The sequence below is a fragment of the Sulfuricurvum sp. genome (assembly GCF_036279695.1).
GTDB lineage: Bacteria > Campylobacterota > Campylobacteria > Campylobacterales > Sulfurimonadaceae > Sulfuricurvum.
The window spans coordinates 36,854-52,615 of the sequence record NZ_DASUIQ010000043.1 but is presented as its reverse complement, the minus strand read 5'-3'; the positions used below and the strand labels follow the sequence as shown (position 1 = coordinate 52,615).

Sequence of the window (15,762 nt, the reverse complement as noted above, 5' to 3'; positions counted from 1 at the left end):
TTTACCAAATCCATTTGTCCCAATAATACACGTGATGGTATCAAAAGTGACTTCGTGTCTACCATTGTAAGAGAAAAGGTTATCAATAACGATACTAGTTAGTTTCACGAAATTGTCCCTTATAAAAATTTACGATTCGTTTTTCAATCTCGCCAATAATGCCATAACGGGTAGAGATATTTTTTCTGTAGACTTCTATCTCATAAATACGTTCAAAAAGATCGATATTTAATTCATCACTATAATTTTCTAATTTTGATCTCAAAGGAGTTGTAATTGGTCGATCCATCAATCGATTGTATTTTTGTGCAATTCGATATGCATAATTTGATATATCAAAGTCTGTATTCCAATTTGCTTGAATAAGTTCTATCTCATCATCTTTAATCAGTTGAAAATTTTCATGTGGATTATAATCTGGGCTATTTTTTTTATACACATGATAAAGTTCACTAACTTTTATTTCTGTCTGTAAAAGTTCATCTAAAAGTTCACGCCGAATGTCTGGCAAAAATGCCCCTGCACCCATTGATCCATCTCTCCGACGTTCAAACCGTCTCTCTTCATCATTTCGATAAAGATAAATTTTTTCTCTATATTCCCACAATGGAAGCATCCACTCTTCACCATTTTTAAGCATCCCTTCCATCGAACGGTCTTTTTCAACAACGGTACAAACCCAACACCCAAAACGGGTTTTCCCACAACTAGGAGATTGCGGATTAAGAGCGATATTACAATCTCCTTCACCACTTCCTTTGTCGTACAAACTCATCATATAATCGTGATTTTTCCACGGATAAGGGGTTGTATCCTTGCCTGTATTGCTTAGATATGTCCAAACGTCTTCATTTGTCCAATGTTTGATTGGAGAAAGGACAAAAGCATTAGGAATATTATCATGAGGAGATAATCCACGCTGATTTAACTTTCGATTAGCGATAGAGGTTTGACGTGCTTGAGATTCAGCACTACGCACCCCTAAAAGCATTAAGATAGATTGATGTTTGTTGACAAGAGATTGCAAAAAATGAGTTGCCGGATTGATTTTCATACGCTCAGTACACCAACGAAAGGTGCTAGTAGGTGCGGGGTACCCTTTTCCTACCATAAGTGTCCAAAACGACTCCTCAATTTTCGGACTAAGCTTATGGCAGGATAGTTTTAATTCCGTGCTTTCTGCAAACTCTGTAATTTCATCAAGTTTGGTTCGAAGATATTTTTCGATAATAGGCATTTCAACAGTCGTATCGGAAGAAACAACATAGGTATGCTTATGGTCTTTTCCCTCAGCATGAAGTTCTTGAAGCATAGCAATAACCAACTGCAATACACAAGTTGAATCTTTTCCTCCAGAGTATGTTACGACCCACGGACGCTCATCTGCGAAATATTGCTGTTTAAGTTCTTCTATCGTTTCTCGAATAAGGTTCATGATCTGATTAAATACTTTATTATGAATGTAGTTTTAGAGGTGACAATATATCTTTGTTTTACCTTATTTCTAATTAGTCAAGTCAAAATGATTTATAAAAAAAGGAAAAAGAGAAAAGAGGACTAGCTACTTATTCCTCTTCTCCACTCCACTCATTCTGATTAAAAATCCCCATGATGACTATATCCTCTCCATCAATGACATAGGGGATAGTGTAACCTTTGTAGATTAATTTGAATGGTTATCTAATCCATTTAAAAACTCTTCTATCTCTTCCCAACCCTCATCCCACGGTATAGTCTCCATACTACCACTTTTGTACTCTTCGATGCGGCGTTTCACTTCATCGGCGTACCACGGGCGGGGTTGTTCATTTATAACCAGCTTTTTATCTTCAAGAGCGCTCGACATAATGCTCCTTGATTAAGGTATTAAAAAATTATAACACGCTTTAGGCTATTTGAATTGAGAGAGAAAAAGGATTGGATAAGGGTGATTTTGATGAAGGTGGTGGGTCTTGCAGGATTTGAACCTGCGACAACCCCGTTATGAGCGGGGGGCTCTAACCACTGAACTATTGACCCGATTTTGAAAGAGCGCAATTATAAACGCTCTTTGATTAGACGAAGCTTTTTTTACCCGTATCCCCGTACAAATATCGGAAACGATAGGCGAGGAGATTTTCCAAAATCGCCAAAATAACGATAAAGTTGACGAAACTGCTCCCCCCGTAGCTGAACATCGGCAGAGGAACCCCTACGACGGGGGCAAATCCGATCGTCATGGCGATATTCACCGACATATAGATGAAAAAGAGGAGCGATAACCCCCCTGCGACGACCTTTATATAATAATCCTCCGTCCAAAAGGCGATCAGCATCAAATGGGTAATCAGCGCGGCATAAAGACTGATGAGTAAAAATGCCCCGAAAAATCCGAACCGTTCCACCACATAGGCGAAGATAAAGTCACTCGACGCGATAGGGAGAAACTTCATCTGTGTTTGGGTCGCATCCTCTTTGTTTTTACCGAAAAAGCCCCCTGAACCGACGGCGATAATCGACTGCTCGACGTGATAGCTCGGTTTTTCGCCGACGAAATCGTGTAAACGCTGTTTTTGGTAATCGTGCATCTGTGAATAGATGAGAGGCAAGGAGATCACAAAGGTCGCGATCACACCGATCCAAACTTTCCAATGCACTCCGACGATAAACAAAATCCCGTATCCGAGCATCACCAACACGGTTGCCGTCCCCAAGTCGGGTTCTTTGGCGATAAGAAAAAACGGCATTAGGATATAAAACGAGAGCTTCATAAACTGTTTGAGCCGATACCCGTCACGCGGCGGCGGGGTGCGGCTGATGAGATAGGCGAGCATCAGGACAAATGCCGGTTTTAGCAGTTCGGAGGGTTGGAGGGTAAAATGGACAAACGGTATCTCAATCCACCGTTTCGCCCCCAGACGGCTATGACCGACAAACTCGACTGCGATCAGCAGTAAAATACTCGTCCAGTACATCAAAGGGATCATCCACAACATTCGGCGGATCGGGAGGAGAAAAAGGGTGATAAAGACACCGATACCGACTGAGACATAAAACATCTGCTTTTGACCGAGGGTCGGATGGATCTCATAAATGAGCCAACCTGAAGTGAAGATGAGCGGAATCAACAAGATAACCGTGATGAAATCAAAGTGTGTTAAAATTCGGCGATCAATATTGAACACTACGGTCCTTCATTAATTTTTGCTAATTGTAGCACAGCGGACTTATAACATTTTAAACGATTCAGATACGATACGAAAAGGCACCTTGTTTTGACACACGAAGAATCCCGTTTTACGACCGAAGAAGCCGTCCGATTGGACGTTTTTTTAACGCAACAGTTAGGTCAAACGCGTAACCAAATCACCCAGCTCATCGAGCAAAACTGCGTTAGCGTAGACGGCAAAGCAACCGCCAAATCGGGGCTGAAACTCAAACCCTCTCAGCTCGTCGTCATCACCTTTCCCGAACAAAAATCGACCCCCGCGTTGGAGATCGATTTTGATGTGGAAATTTTGTTTGAAGATGATGACATCCTCGTTATCAACAAACCCAGTTCCCTCACCGTCCACCCCGCACCGAGCGTCAAAGAGCCGACCCTCGTCGATTGGCTCAAACATAAAGGGATCGCCCTCTCGACGCTGAGCGGCGAAGAGCGCCACGGTATCGTCCATCGCCTCGACCGCGGCACCAGCGGTGCGATGGTGATCGCCAAAAACAACGAAGCCCACGAAGCCCTCTCGCTTCAGCTCCAAGACAAAACGATGGGGCGCTATTATCTCGCGGTAGTGACTCCGCCGCTCAAAGAGACCATCACGATAATCGACCGTCCCATCGGGCGAAGCGCCCATAACCGTCTCAAAATGGCGATCAACGAGAACGGCAAAAACGCCAAAACGGCGTTTGCCAAAGTACTAATGAGCCATGACGAGACCGAAGAGTTGATCGCGTGCAAACTTTTCACCGGACGAACCCATCAAATACGGGTTCATTTGGAGTCGATCAGCCGTCATATCATCGGCGATCATCTCTATGGAACCTCGGCAAAAAGCGATAAAATGGAACGTATCTTGCTTCACGCCTATAACCTCTATTTCACCCATCCGACAACTCAAAAGAGGGTAAATTTTACCGCTCCTTTGGATCATGTGGTGGAAGATTATTTACAAAAACATTTTGATTCAAAGGAATTGCATGAACTCATCGATCCGTTACGCATTGAGCGTCTCTTTAGCACTGAGCCTCTTTAGCGGTTGTACGACTCAGCCCGCCCCGCAAAAAACCGTTACGATTGATTCGACCCTTCCTACGCCGTCGTTGAACGGGTTTATTGCCGACATCACCTCTATCGCGTTTGAGTGGAAACCTCTCGAAGATCAACGAGTGAGCGGATACTATATTTACCGCAACACACCGGGTGCGGAGGATCAAAAGCTTCAGCGTATCGCAACCATCGATAGCCGATTTGCAACCCATTTCGTCGACAGCGACCTCAAACCCGCCAGCGAGTACCAATACCGCTTTTCGGCTATTACCAAAAACGGAACCGAATCGGTAGCGAGTGAAACGATGCTCGTCGCAACTCAGCCGATGATCGCACCCGTGAGCTTTTTCCAAGCGGTCGGAAACATGCCGCGCAGTGCCAAACTCCTCTGGCGTCCGCATCCGAACGGAAAAATCAACGGCTACATCATCGAACGCCAAGACGCAACCGACCAAAAGTGGAATCCCATCGCGACGATTACCGGACGGTTGAACGCCGAATTTATCGATCATGATCTCAAAGACTCACAAGTCTATCACTACCGTATCAAAGCAACGACGTTTGACAAATTGACCACCGAAGCGAGCGAAATGAGCAAAGTGATCACCAAGCCGCTTCCACCTGAGATCCGCAATATCACCTCGACCAACGATATGCCTCGTGCGATCAAACTCTCATGGGAACCGAGCACCATCAGCGATTTGAGCCACTACAATATCTACCGCTCATCCACGCCGAACGGATCATTTGAGTATCATGTCAAACTCGAAACGACGACGTTTACCGATAACATCACCGAAGACGGGAAATTTTACTTTTACAAAATCACCGCGGTTGACAAAGACGGCTTAGAGAGTCTCCTCTCCTCGGTTGCGACACAAGGTTCAACCCTCTCAAAACCGCAAACACCGATCGCCTACGAGGGGAAAATCGTAAATAAAGCGGCTGAATTGCAGTGGAAAAACACCGATCCGCGCACGATCAGCTATACCGTCGTGAAAACGACCAAAACGAGCTGGATCACCCGCGAAACAATCGATATTAATAACATCACGGGAACAACATTCCGTGATACCGATATTAAACCCGATACGGGCTATCTGTATGAGATCGTGAGCGTCGATAAAAACGGTATCCGATCTCTCCCGACCCAAGCTATCGAACTCAGTTACGAGGCCAAATAGAGAATGCCGCATTTAAATCTCGAATCGTTTCAGCCTCTTAGCTTCCCCGCTCGCTGCGGCGAAGTGGAATTTTTGTTCCAAGCCGATTATAAAAACCCCGATGAGGGGGCATTGATCGCTACTCGGTACAAAGGGCGCGAATTTTTTATCGTCTACAAAAACGGAACCAAAAAACTCCTCAAAAGCGATAAAGTGACCCGCCCTTCCCCGAATTTTATCCTCAAACACGCCCTTTTGGCATACGCAGAGTGTTCAGGTTCTCCCATCCTCGATTCCAATGTCGATAATGCCCCTGAGAATACCCATCTCAAAACGCACGATGCGCTGAAATCGATCTCCTATTTTGCGGAAAACTTCCCGAGAGATCGCGAAGTGCGTATTGAGGTCGGATTCGGCTCGGCACGCCACCTCCTCCACCAAGCCTCCGCCAATCCTGATGTGTTGTTTATCGGACTGGAGATCCACAAGCCCTCTATCGAGCAGGCACTCAAACAGATCGTCATCCAAAACCTCACCAACATCATGATCCTCGATTACGATGCGAGACTTTTTTTGGAGTTCGTCCCCTCCAACATCGTCGGTAAAATCTACGTCCATTTTCCGGTACCGTGGGACAAGAAACCGCACCGTCGCGTTATCTCCGAAGCGTTTCTCAAAGAGTCGGAGCGTGCATTGCGCGTCGGCGGGACGCTCGAACTTCGTACCGACAGCGAAAACTACTACCGATTTGCACTGGAGACGTTTAGTTCACCCGCCATCAGCCGCTTCGACGTTCGCAAGAACCAAGAGATCGCCATCGTGAGCAAATACGAAGATCGCTGGAAGAAACAAGAAAAAAACATCTATGATGTCACCTTTACGTGTGAAGTGGAATCGAGCGAGCCGGATATGAGCGGCAATTTTACCTTTTCCGAGGGAACTATCGGGCGAGATGCTATCGATCGTCTCTCCAAAGAGACCTACAAACGCGACTGGGGTTTCATTCACGTTGAGCGTATTTTTACCGTCGGTGAAGCTGACAGTATGATCCGCCTCGCTATGGGGAGCTTTGACCGTCCGGAGAGTACCTATGTCCTCATCAAAGAGGGTAGCGCACGCTACTACCCTGCTCTGCCGGTTCGTTCATCCGCCAATCTCAAAGCCCACATCTTATTAGACGAGCTACTACATGGATAAAGTCATCATCGCCGAAAACCTATCGCTCTCATACAAAGAGTTTGAAACCATTATCTCAAAAGCGTCATTCTCCATCGATGCCGGGAGCTTTGTATTTATCACGGGTGCCAGCGGAAGCGGGAAATCGACACTTCTCAAATCGCTTTACGGCGCTATCGAACCGCGAGGCGGTCAGCTGATGGTCGGCGGGGTCAAAATGAACCGCATCAGCACCTCCAAGCTCAATTTTCTTCGCCGCCATATCGGTATCGTCTTCCAAGACTACAAACTGATCAAAGAGTGGACCATCGAGAAAAACGTTATGCTCCCGCTGATCATCTCAGGCTATACCAAAGAGGTGAGCGGTCCGCAGGTGCAAAAGCTCCTCGGTCATGTCAAACTGATCCACCAAGCGGGAAAATACCCTCCCGAACTCTCAGGAGGGGAACAGCAGCGCGTCGCAATGGCGCGAGCGCTTGCCCATAACCCGATTTTGATTTTGGCGGATGAGCCGACCGGAAATTTGGATGAATACTCCTCGGAAGTGATTTGGAACCTGTTGGAGGGGGCGAATACTCAGCTCAAAACGACCATCGTCGTCGTCACCCACCATATCCCATCGTCCATTAACATACCATACAAACATTTTCATCTTGAGATGGGGAATATCCATGAAATCTCTTAAAAATCATATTTCACTCATCGTCGCCCTTTTTACCGTTTTATTTTCGGTTCAAATCTATGTTGCCGTCGATCGCACCATCGATGCGTATGAAAACCGCCTCAAAAACGATTATTCGATCATTGTCGTCGCCAATAAAGCCCTCACCCCTGTCGAATTCAAAGCGATGGATTCGATCATCGACCGAAGCGAGCCTATCGCAACCGATCAGGTATTACAACGTTTGCAAGGGGAGATGTCCAAAAAAAATCTTGAATTGCTCAAACTGACGTTGCCGAAGTTTTACCGAATCTATCTCAGCCGTTTCCCTACGCCGGATGAGATTTCAAAACTTCAAAAACGGCTCCAAAAAGACTCCTCTATCGAACGGGTAGAGGGGTATGCCCAAACCCATGACACCGTCTATAAACTGATGCTTTTGTTTAAAGATGTCGTCCAAATCTTCTCTATCGCTATTGCGGCGGTCACCTCTATGCTGATCCTCAAAGAGATGCGTTTATGGCAGTTTCAACATGCCGATCGTATGTCTATCATGGCGCTTTTCGGTGCTCCCGTATGGCTCCGTTCCGCCGTCCTTTTCCGTCTGGCGATTGTCGATGCCATTATCGCCACCATCATCGTGTGTCTCGCTTTCTTAATGATCGAACAATACGGTTGGATGGATTTGTTGCTCCGCACCGTCGGTATCACGATCGATTTATTCAACTTTGTCCAAGACGGAGTGCGATCACTCATTATTGCCTTGAGCGTTTCCATCGTCTTAACTTTTACGATTGTTATCGGAAATGATGAAGAAGAATAGATGCGCACTCCCCTCTCCCTTATCCTGATTTCATTGTTGTCGGCATCGTTGTACGGTGCCAAAATCGATGAAAAAATCCAAAATACCTCGAAACAGCTGACGCAAACCAAGCAAACTTTTTCGAGTTTAAATGCGAAACTCGAAGCGACCGCCTCCAAGATTATACAACAGCGCCAAATCGTCGGAACACAGCAAGAAAAGATCAATGTTCTCGTAGAAGAGCTCAAATCCAAAGAGAACGTCTACCAATCGAACAAATCAACCCTCAAAGGGCTTGAAGCCCAACAAGCGATGTTGATCAAAACCCAAAATGAGATCGAACAGCGTCTTGTCTTTGCCATCGCACGCAATACCTCTATTTCACTCCTCATCAACGATGATCGTGCCAAAGAGGCCGATGCGATTATTACCGAAGAGGCTCTAAAACTTCATCTCAAACAGATTCAACAGAATATTAAAGACTTGAATGCCGTTTTTGTTGCCAATGCCGAAAAAATTTCCGGTCTATCATCCCAAACGACCGTGCTGAAACAATCGATTTCCGTAATCGATCAACAAAAAAACAGGGTATTGGAGACCAAAAAAGAGAATGAAAAGGCGATAGCACAGCTTGAGCAAGAAAAAAATCTCTATAAAAAATCGTTGGAGAAAATTCTAAATCAACAGCGTTCACTCCAAAACACCCTTGCCAGCCTCAATATTATCAAACAACAGTCTCTGAAACCTAAAAAAGCTCCTCCGCCGTTGGTAGCCCAAAAACCGGGCTCCAAACCGGTACCGGAAGATGTCAAACAAGCCGTAGCGCAATACAGCCCCTCAAATGTTGCGGGATACTCCGGAGAGCACACGATTGCTCCGTTGGACGGCTATGTCGTAACCAAACGGTTCGGTCCCTACACCGATCCGATCTACGGTATCAAAATCTTTAATGACTCGGTATCGCTCCGTCCGACCGAAGCCGATGCCAAAGTCAAATCGGTACTCAACGGGAAGGTTATTCTCGCCAAACCGACCGCTATGCTAGAGAACGTCGTTATTATCGAACACGATAACGGTCTGCATACCATCTACGCCCATTTGGACAAAATTGCCCCTACGGTAGAAGTAGGTAAACGTCTTAAGCAAGGTTCGATTATCGGAAGAGTCGGAAAAGAGTTGATGTTTCAGGTGACACAACGAAATGCCCATATCGACCCGATGCAGATGATCCGCTAAAAAAGCGGATACTTAAAACGGCCAAACGGCCTCTACGAGTTTGCTTCCCCATCCCCGCTGAATAGAACGATCCACATCCCCTTCATTGGCATATAGGATTTTGGCATCGGATACTTTGGCGGAGTTGATCTGATTGTTTTGATCGATGTCATAAGGTCGGATAACACCGCTGAGTTGCATAATCTGCTTTTGATCATCCACCATAATCTCACGACGTCCGGTGATAAAATAGTTTCCGTTTGCCATCACTTTGACGATACGCGCCGATACCGTTGTGGTAAATGAAGCGTTTTTGGTTGCACTCCCCGAACCGGAATACGACGAAGTTGAACCTCCGCTAAAGCCGATATTTCCGACTCCGTTCAACTTTGCGGCGGCTGAATCAACGGCGGAATTTCCCCCCAAAGACGAAAATACACCGCCGTTTAACCCTAACGCATCCGCTTCAGAGAGCGCTTTTTTGCCCACATTGGAGCTGCTCGCGGTTTCGGATATAACTACCGTTACGACATCATTGACGTGCATCGCTTTGTGATCTGAGAACAGCGGGCTATCCCCTTGTCCGAACAGACTCCCTCGCGCAACAAAACTGTTTTCCTCTTCACGTGAAGGCATCTCTTCGACATATTTGGGCGGGGCGAACGTGATTTCAGGCTCGGTCAAACGTGCATTGCACCCGCTCAATAACAACGATGCCGAAAGTATCGATAAATAAAGTGGTATGCGCATTATCCCATCCGAGTCATATTTAGCTATAATAAGCAAAAATAGTTCCAAGGGATACTTATGAGTTTGAAAGAACAAATCAATAACGACATTAAAACAGCGATGAAAGAGAAAAACGTTCCGCTCCGCGATGCCCTTCGCCTCCTCAGCAGTGCGATGAAACAAATCGAAGTAGACGAGCGCAAAGAACTCAGTGATGAGGACATCATCAAAATCATCCAAAAACAGGTCAAACAGCGCCAAGACGCGATGACGCAATACCGCGATGCGGGACGTGAAGATTTGTATGAGCAAGAGGCGGCCGAAGCGGCTATTTTCGAAACCTATCTCCCGAAACAGCTGAGCGATGATGAGCTAAAAGTGGCGATTATCGCCATTATCGCCGAAACAGGAGCGGCATCGATGAAAGAGATCGGCAAAGTGATGGGAGCCGCATCCAAAGCACTCGGTGCGACGGCGGATGGTAAACGGATCAACGAATGCGCTAAAGCGCTTCTAAGCTAAGGGTTTAGCCCTTAGATCTGATGAGGGCGACCGTAATGGAACCCTTGAGCGAAATCGACACCGATCTCTTTTAAGATTTCGAGCGTCTCTGCATCCTCAACATACTCCGCAATCGTTTTCTTCCCGAACTCTTGAGCAATTTGGTTGATATGTTTCACGAAAATACGGTCTTTTTCATTGACCGCAATATTTTTGACAAATTCACCGTCAATCTTGACGAAATCGGTATCGAAATATTTGAGATAGACAAACGACGAGAACCCTGATCCGAAATCATCCAACGCAAACGAGATACCCACTTTTTTCATCTCTTCGATTATGTCCATCAATCCGTTCACGTTATGGATCGCTTCACGCTCCAATATCTCGATAGTGACCCCTGATGTATGCTCCCCTTTCGGTTGACGCTCATAATGCGATTTGATCACATCGACATACTCACCTCCGAAAAGGCTTTTTGTGGAGAGGTTGAAGAAGAAACGCTTGTTCCACATCTCTCGCTCTTCACGGGCATTCAACCCTTTGGTCAAGATAATATGATCGATTTTGGAAGCAAATCCGAGGCTCTCAGCCACTTCGATAAACTGTCCTGCCGCCATATAGCGTTGTCCGTCTCGGATACGCGCCAACACTTCATACCCGTAAATATCGCCGCTTTTAACATCGTAGATCGGCTGAACAAACGGCTCGACACGATCTTCATCGATAGCACGGCGGAGGAATTCCCCTTTTTTCTGAATCTCGCTCGCCATCTCCTGATCGCTTTGATCGGCACGGGCAATCGTATTTTTCCCCGCTCGTTTGGCTTTGTACATCGCCAAATCCGATCCGGTAAGGAGCGATTCGATATTCTCCCCCTGTTCAGGGTATTCGGCAATACCGAAGCTCGCCGTCAATGAGACTTGATCAAACATCAGCGAAATCGGAGTCGCTTCGAGCGATGCGCGGAGTTTCTCAACCACCGCATGACCGTTTTCATACGGAGTTTCTGGGAGGATCACCGCAAACTCATCCCCGCCGATACGGGCCAAAATATCGGCATTACGGAGATTGGAAGAGAAAATATCGGTGACCTCTTTGAGCACCAAGTCCCCCGATGCATGTCCATACGTATCGTTGATGTATTTGAAATTATCCAAATCGATCATCAAAATCGTAAATTTATGGCGATGACGGAGAGAGCGTTTCACTTCATAGGTCAAAAACTCTTCAAATTTACGGCGGTTGTAAAGCCCCGTGAGGTAATCACGGTCGGAGAGTTCTTGGAGCTTTTCGTAGTAATCTTGGATCGAATCGAGCATTTTATTGAAATAGTTTTCAATATTTTTCACTTCCATGATTTTGGTTTTCAGGCTGATCCGCTTCGCCATGTCGTTATTGCTGATAATATCTTGGATCATCAGGATAAATTGCTTGATCGGCTGAACGAGCAATTCGTTGAGTTTGTAGTACAAAACGGCAAAAATGATAATCGTAAAAAGGATAAAAAAGACAATAAACGAGTTAATCATCGTAGTCAGTGAGATTTTGAGATTAGCTACCGGAAAACGGACGTCGATAACCCCGTTAATATCCCCGACTTTCGCGTTGGTATGACAGCTGACACACTCTTGTTTAACGACAATCGGATAGAGATAGCGGATCTCATCATCCCCCGTCAGTATATCTTCGCCCTGCATCGCTTTTGCAACCATCGGGTCACTTTCACGCATCTGCTTATCGTTGTTATGATCACCGAATAATTGCGCAACAATCGGACTCCGATACGCATTGATCTTCATCTGAGGTTCAACTTCATTGAGACGGACGATAATCGCATCCAGCTCTTTTTTACTCCACCCCTTCTCCATCGCTGAATAGAGGGCTTCAAACGCTAAACGGCTGGTTTTGCGTGCATCGACACGGGCGAGATCATCAACAGCACGCTTTTTGATATAGATGCCGTACAAAAAGGCTACGGCTAAACTGGTTAGGAGGGAAATAATAACGGTTTTTGCGATTAGGCGTTTGTAAGTAGTATAAGATTGCATAATATATAAATCCAATTATTAAAATTTTTATATTATATCATTAGATTTATAAAATTGATAGATTAAATTCCCTCTTTCGAGGGGGCAATTTAGCCGTTTTTGAGGGTGCGGAGTGCGCTTTCTACATCATCTTGGCGCATCAGCGACTCGCCGACCAAGAATGCGTCTACTCCCGCTTTATTCAAATCTTCCAACTGTCCGTGCTCGTAAATACCGCTCTCTGCCACGATAATTTTGCCGTTCGGGATGAGGGGGATAAGCTCATAGCTGAGATTCATATTCATCTCAAACGTCTGGAGATTACGGTGGTTAATCCCTATGATGTCGGCACCCGCATAGATCGCTTTTGTGAGTTCGGATTTATCGTGGATTTCTACCAACGCTTCCATCCCCAAATGACGGGTATAGTTGAGAAGTTCTTTGAGCTCATCTTTAGAGAGTGCCGCCGCGATAAGGAGGACAAAATCGGCTCCGTAGACGAGCGCTTCGAGGAGCTGGTATTTGGAGACGATAAAATCTTTGCGCAAAAGCGGGATACTCGCATAACGGCGGATTTCGGCGAGATAATCCAAATTTCCCTGAAAAAAGTGCGGCTCGGTCAAAATCGAAATAGCGTTCGCCCCGCCCCGCTCATACGCCTGTGCGATAGCGATAGGGTCAAAATCTTCGCGGATCACACCGCGCGAAGGGGAAGCTTTTTTCACTTCGCTGATGATGCGATACGGCTCCTCGGGAGTAGAGGTGAGGTACGGTCGTACATCACGCGGTGCACGGGCGTTAAAAGCAAGTGAGCGTCCGAGCCAATCCATACTGAACGCAGCTTCCCGCTCTTTTAAATCTTCTTTGGTTTTTTTGATGATGTCATCTAAAATCATTAATTTTCTCCTTGGTTTTACATTTCTCAATCGCATTCAAGTGATCTTTGACCTCTTGTTCATCGCTGCCGATCATCGATTCGACCCGTTTCATCAAACGTAACGCCTCGACGCACTCATTTAGCTTATAGTGTCCCCATGCCAACGAATCGATATAAAACGGAGAATCGGGCTGTTTTTCGAGTGCTTTGCGAACATATCCCATCCCCTCGGTAACGTTAATATCGTGATCGATCATCAAATATCCCAAATAGTTCAGATACAGAGGTTCTTCCAACTCTTTATTCGCTTTTTTTAGCCCTTCGATGACACCCTCTATCACTTTTGGATCATTTCGATTGGCGGCACCCTCGTATCGAAACACCGAACTTTGCGCCAAATAGAGGGGATTGTCTTCACGTTCATAGAGCTTTTGTGCCAGTGCGGAGGCTTTGTCAAACGCTTTGACACGGACATACAAATCGAGCAAAAGGGGATCGTTCAATTGCGATTTTTCCAGCAGCGTCGTCATTTTAGAAAAATCTTTCTGATAAAGGTAAATCTTCATCGCCTCTTCGGCGGCGGCGGGGTCTTTGAAATCATCGAACGTTTGCTCATAGATCACTGCCGCATCGTCCAACGCACCGCTGTCGGCATACAAACTACCCAACCGTTTTCCCAACGCTTGGCTGTTGCCGTGCGCTCCGATGTGATCTTTTAAAAATTGGATCGCTTCGCTCTTTTCCCCTTGTTGCGCGTACTGGATCAGAGCGATCCGCTCCGCCGTCGTCTCATCGAAATTCAGAGCATACGCTTTTTTAAGCGCAGAGAGAGCACCGCTGTAATCGGTGAGTTTCAACCGCGCTTCGGCGTATAAAAGATGGTCGGGGGCTTTTTGATTTTTTTCGCTGAGTACAAGCGCTTTTTGGGATGCTTCCGCAAAATTCCCCTCTTTGAGCAATACAATGATCTCAAAGCGTTTGAGAATCTCATCCTCAGGAAATTTTTTCAGCTCTGCGGCGGTTTGTTTGGAGAGAGATTTCAGATCATTAGACTGCTCCAGCATCCGAAGCGATTGGTAGAGATACTCTTTTTTAGAGGTCTGTTTGTAGAGTTCGGCGAAAAAACCTGCCGCCTGAATAGGCTTTTGACGCACCTGTGCATCCAACGCATAGAGTGAAAACGTATCTTCCAACATATTGGGGTTTTGTACCGCAATAGGGACTGCATTGAGGATAGAAAAGGCAAAAACAGAGGCAATGAACGATTTAATCATGGATAATCCCCGGACATTCAAGTTTCAGCTCATCAATACGGTGGCGAAAATAATCCCAAAACGGAAACGTTCGACACTGCAACGGACGCGCGGCGTAAATACTACACCCCTTTAGTGAACGATCAAAAAACGCACAATCGTACGAACCCTCTACCAGCCTCTCTTTGAGCGAGAACCGAAACCCCTCTTTGCGTAAATAGGTACGGCGAAACTCCCCTTCTTCCATCTCCAAAAGCTCGGCAATAGCGGCAATCTCGGTGACGGAGACGAAAATACTGCCGCTCTCGCCGGTACAGCAATTTCCCCCGCATGAGGCGCATGCAGATGGGTCAAACGCATAAGAAAAACCGTCTTGTGTCATAAACTCGGACATTTGATACTGTGCACCTTTGCTTTGTCGTAGATCGCTTGTACCGCAGGGGTATATTCGCCGTTTTCTTCCGTAATCATCGGAGGCAAGACGGTGAGAGCCGCTTTGGAATTTTTTTTCAGATGGATCATCACCAATATACTGGGACGATCCACCTTTGAATGGACGAATTGTACATCAACGACTCTTAATCCTGCACTCTCAAACGCACTGCATAACTGAGCAAACTGCCTCGCATCGTAACAGATAACCGCTTCGCCGTTGGCTTTGAGAAGTTTGGATATTTTGGTCGCAAACGGCTCAATCGGCAAATGAAGGTTGTAGCGGGCTTGATGGAGGATCGGATTCTCCGAGCGGGATGAGCCCTCATGATAAAACGGCGGGTTGGAGACGATCCAATCGTAACTGCCATGCGGCGTATGGTCTAAAAAATCCCCCTCATGCAGGGTGTACTCGATACCGTTAATCGCCGCATTTCGTCGGGCAAATTCGACATACAGAGGCTGTTTCTCGATGGCTTCGAGGCTCACAGCAGGAAAATCCCGCCCGATCAAAAGCCCCACGATTCCGCTCCCCGCACCGACATCGAGCATTTTTCCCTTCGGGACAAAACAGGAGATGAATCCGTACAGCAATATCGAATCGCTGTTGTAACAATAGCCTCCGTCGGGTTGATAAAGGAGCATTTACGACTCTTTTCGTTATTATTTAGCCAATT

Annotated in this window: 16 protein-coding genes and 1 tRNA gene; 7 read left to right on the top strand and 10 right to left on the bottom strand. The window is 46.1% G+C overall.

Annotated features, from left to right (window positions below; all coding sequences use genetic code 11):
- Nucleotides 1-94: 94 nt before the first annotated feature.
- From dndC to VFW36_RS04415, 4 genes are all read right to left on the bottom strand, one after another.
- Nucleotides 95-1,435 carry a DNA phosphorothioation system sulfurtransferase DndC gene (dndC, locus tag VFW36_RS04430; protein ID WP_329657601.1) on the bottom strand — a complete coding sequence of 447 codons (1,341 nt, stop codon included), beginning with the start codon at nt 1,433-1,435 and terminating at the stop codon, nt 95-97.
- 228 nt (nt 1,436-1,663) lie between these two features.
- Nucleotides 1,664-1,846, bottom strand: a complete 183-nt coding sequence (locus tag VFW36_RS04425; protein ID WP_329657600.1) for an addiction module protein — start codon at nt 1,844-1,846, stop codon at nt 1,664-1,666.
- Between the two features lie 97 nt (nt 1,847-1,943).
- A tRNA-Ile gene (locus VFW36_RS04420) sits at nt 1,944-2,019 on the bottom strand.
- A gap of 35 nt (nt 2,020-2,054) precedes the next feature.
- The gene (locus VFW36_RS04415) at nt 2,055-3,164 is read right to left on the bottom strand and encodes an FtsW/RodA/SpoVE family cell cycle protein (protein WP_329657599.1); all 1,110 of its coding nucleotides are present in this window, start codon (nt 3,162-3,164) and stop codon (nt 2,055-2,057) included.
- Nucleotides 3,165-3,254: 90 nt separating this feature from the next.
- Here VFW36_RS04415 and VFW36_RS04410 point away from each other — a divergent pair, with 90 nt between their 5' ends.
- Genes VFW36_RS04410 through VFW36_RS04385 form a run of 6 tightly spaced genes read left to right on the top strand, consistent with a single transcriptional unit; the run spans nt 3,255 to nt 9,284 of the window.
- Nucleotides 3,255-4,232, top strand: coding sequence for an RluA family pseudouridine synthase (locus VFW36_RS04410; RefSeq protein ID WP_329657598.1), 978 nt, complete (start codon nt 3,255-3,257; stop codon nt 4,230-4,232).
- Nucleotides 4,177-5,430 (top strand): fibronectin type III domain-containing protein, encoded by a 1,254-nt coding sequence (locus tag VFW36_RS04405; protein ID WP_329657597.1) that lies wholly within the window; start codon nt 4,177-4,179, stop codon nt 5,428-5,430. Before VFW36_RS04410 ends, VFW36_RS04405 begins: the two co-directional genes overlap by 56 nt.
- Before the next feature lie 3 nt (nt 5,431-5,433).
- Nucleotides 5,434-6,606, top strand: a complete 1,173-nt coding sequence (trmB, locus tag VFW36_RS04400) for a tRNA (guanosine(46)-N7)-methyltransferase TrmB (RefSeq protein WP_329657596.1) — start codon at nt 5,434-5,436, stop codon at nt 6,604-6,606.
- A complete protein-coding gene (locus VFW36_RS04395; protein ID WP_329657595.1) occupies nt 6,599-7,270 on the top strand; it encodes an ABC transporter ATP-binding protein in 672 nt (223 codons plus the stop codon). Before trmB ends, VFW36_RS04395 begins: the two co-directional genes overlap by 8 nt.
- Nucleotides 7,257-8,069 carry a cell division protein FtsX gene (locus tag VFW36_RS04390; RefSeq protein WP_329657594.1) on the top strand — a complete coding sequence of 271 codons (813 nt, stop codon included), beginning with the start codon at nt 7,257-7,259 and terminating at the stop codon, nt 8,067-8,069. The genes VFW36_RS04395 and VFW36_RS04390 overlap by 14 nt, the downstream gene beginning before the upstream one ends.
- On the top strand, nt 8,070-9,284 hold the full coding sequence (locus VFW36_RS04385) for a murein hydrolase activator EnvC family protein (protein WP_329657593.1): 1,215 nt from the start codon (nt 8,070-8,072) through the stop codon (nt 9,282-9,284).
- 12 nt (nt 9,285-9,296) lie between these two features.
- On the opposite strand, the gene flgH is transcribed toward VFW36_RS04385, so the two are convergent.
- Nucleotides 9,297-10,013 carry a flagellar basal body L-ring protein FlgH gene (flgH, locus tag VFW36_RS04380; RefSeq protein ID WP_329657592.1) on the bottom strand — a complete coding sequence of 239 codons (717 nt, stop codon included), beginning with the start codon at nt 10,011-10,013 and terminating at the stop codon, nt 9,297-9,299.
- 57 nt (nt 10,014-10,070) lie between these two features.
- Between flgH and VFW36_RS04375 the strand changes: the two genes are divergently transcribed.
- Nucleotides 10,071-10,514, top strand: coding sequence for a GatB/YqeY domain-containing protein (locus tag VFW36_RS04375; RefSeq protein WP_329657591.1), 444 nt, complete (start codon nt 10,071-10,073; stop codon nt 10,512-10,514).
- Between the two features lie 11 nt (nt 10,515-10,525).
- Here VFW36_RS04375 and VFW36_RS04370 read toward each other — a convergent pair whose 3' ends face one another.
- From VFW36_RS04370 to VFW36_RS04350, 5 genes are all read right to left on the bottom strand, one after another.
- Nucleotides 10,526-12,544 carry a diguanylate cyclase gene (locus VFW36_RS04370; RefSeq protein ID WP_329657590.1) on the bottom strand — a complete coding sequence of 673 codons (2,019 nt, stop codon included), beginning with the start codon at nt 12,542-12,544 and terminating at the stop codon, nt 10,526-10,528.
- An 89-nt stretch (nt 12,545-12,633) separates the two neighbouring features.
- A complete protein-coding gene (gene trpC, locus VFW36_RS04365) occupies nt 12,634-13,419 on the bottom strand; it encodes an indole-3-glycerol phosphate synthase TrpC (RefSeq protein WP_329657589.1) in 786 nt (261 codons plus the stop codon).
- Complete coding sequence (locus VFW36_RS04360; RefSeq protein ID WP_329657588.1) at nt 13,406-14,674, bottom strand: hypothetical protein; 1,269 nt, start codon at nt 14,672-14,674, stop codon at nt 13,406-13,408. Before VFW36_RS04360 ends, trpC begins: the two co-directional genes overlap by 14 nt.
- Nucleotides 14,667-15,047, bottom strand: a complete 381-nt coding sequence (locus VFW36_RS04355) for a YkgJ family cysteine cluster protein (RefSeq protein ID WP_329657587.1) — start codon at nt 15,045-15,047, stop codon at nt 14,667-14,669. The genes VFW36_RS04360 and VFW36_RS04355 overlap by 8 nt, the downstream gene beginning before the upstream one ends.
- Entirely contained in the window at nt 15,032-15,730 is a 699-nt protein-coding gene (locus tag VFW36_RS04350; protein WP_329657586.1) for a tRNA1(Val) (adenine(37)-N6)-methyltransferase, read from the bottom strand. Before VFW36_RS04350 ends, VFW36_RS04355 begins: the two co-directional genes overlap by 16 nt.
- Nucleotides 15,731-15,762 lie beyond the last annotated feature (32 nt).

What these genes read in the sequence shown, in the direction of transcription:
- dndC (WP_329657601.1), bottom strand. Translation starts at nt 1,435, where the DNA reads ATGAACCTTATTCGAGAAACGATAGAAGAACTTAAACAGCAATATTTC.
- VFW36_RS04425 (WP_329657600.1), bottom strand. Translation starts at nt 1,846, where the DNA reads ATGTCGAGCGCTCTTGAAGATAAAAAGCTGGTTATAAATGAACAACCC.
- VFW36_RS04405 (WP_329657597.1), top strand. Translation starts at nt 4,177, where the DNA reads ATGAACTCATCGATCCGTTACGCATTGAGCGTCTCTTTAGCACTGAGC.
- trmB (WP_329657596.1), top strand. Translation starts at nt 5,434, where the DNA reads ATGCCGCATTTAAATCTCGAATCGTTTCAGCCTCTTAGCTTCCCCGCT.
- VFW36_RS04395 (WP_329657595.1), top strand. Translation starts at nt 6,599, where the DNA reads ATGGATAAAGTCATCATCGCCGAAAACCTATCGCTCTCATACAAAGAG.
- VFW36_RS04390 (WP_329657594.1), top strand. Translation starts at nt 7,257, where the DNA reads ATGAAATCTCTTAAAAATCATATTTCACTCATCGTCGCCCTTTTTACC.
- VFW36_RS04385 (WP_329657593.1), top strand. Translation starts at nt 8,070, where the DNA reads ATGCGCACTCCCCTCTCCCTTATCCTGATTTCATTGTTGTCGGCATCG.
- flgH (WP_329657592.1), bottom strand. Translation starts at nt 10,013, where the DNA reads ATGCGCATACCACTTTATTTATCGATACTTTCGGCATCGTTGTTATTG.
- VFW36_RS04375 (WP_329657591.1), top strand. Translation starts at nt 10,071, where the DNA reads ATGAGTTTGAAAGAACAAATCAATAACGACATTAAAACAGCGATGAAA.
- VFW36_RS04370 (WP_329657590.1), bottom strand. Translation starts at nt 12,544, where the DNA reads ATGCAATCTTATACTACTTACAAACGCCTAATCGCAAAAACCGTTATT.
- trpC (WP_329657589.1), bottom strand. Translation starts at nt 13,419, where the DNA reads ATGATTTTAGATGACATCATCAAAAAAACCAAAGAAGATTTAAAAGAG.
- VFW36_RS04360 (WP_329657588.1), bottom strand. Translation starts at nt 14,674, where the DNA reads ATGATTAAATCGTTCATTGCCTCTGTTTTTGCCTTTTCTATCCTCAAT.
- VFW36_RS04355 (WP_329657587.1), bottom strand. Translation starts at nt 15,047, where the DNA reads ATGTCCGAGTTTATGACACAAGACGGTTTTTCTTATGCGTTTGACCCA.
- VFW36_RS04350 (WP_329657586.1), bottom strand. Translation starts at nt 15,730, where the DNA reads ATGCTCCTTTATCAACCCGACGGAGGCTATTGTTACAACAGCGATTCG.